Source organism: Thermococcus sp. 21S9 (assembly GCF_012027635.1).
Lineage (GTDB): Archaea > Methanobacteriota_B > Thermococci > Thermococcales > Thermococcaceae > Thermococcus.
On sequence record NZ_SNUS01000038.1, the window covers coordinates 1 to 451 of the forward strand.

Genomic DNA, 451 nt, shown 5'->3' on the forward strand with positions numbered 1-451 from the left:
CATACTGATTTGGTTGCATTAAAACGGTGCATTTAATATTCATAATATGAATAATAAAAAACGAGAGTGGATGACTATTGGTTGAATCTATCTGTCAAACGTGGCTCGCTCTGAGTGCTTAAATCATTCTTCATCATAAAGCACGAAATTGTCCCAAGCGTCAATGAGCGCCACCAGGAATTCTCTGAACTCTTTTGACAGTTTGTATTGTTCATCTTTCTTGTAAATCATTCCAGCATTGTTCATTTTCTTCAATAAACGATGATAGTGCTTCATTACGCTGTAAAACTGTTTTGATAGTTCTGTTTGCTTAATTTCTTTGAACAGTAAGCGATTTGCTTTTGTAGCGCTGTATTGTTCTCTCCAATTTGTGTATTTCTGCTTTATGTCTTTTACAAGTTTTGTGTTAATGGACCTATCGAATTCAGAATAATACTCTAAAAACTCGAGA

At 34.4% G+C, this 451-nt stretch carries 1 protein-coding gene; it reads right to left on the reverse strand.

The annotated features are described in order from the left end of the window. Positions 1-123: 123 nt before the first annotated feature. Positions 124-451, reverse strand: a 328-nt coding sequence (locus tag E3E28_RS10845) for a hypothetical protein (protein ID WP_167915460.1), incomplete at its 5' end; no start/stop codon positions are given.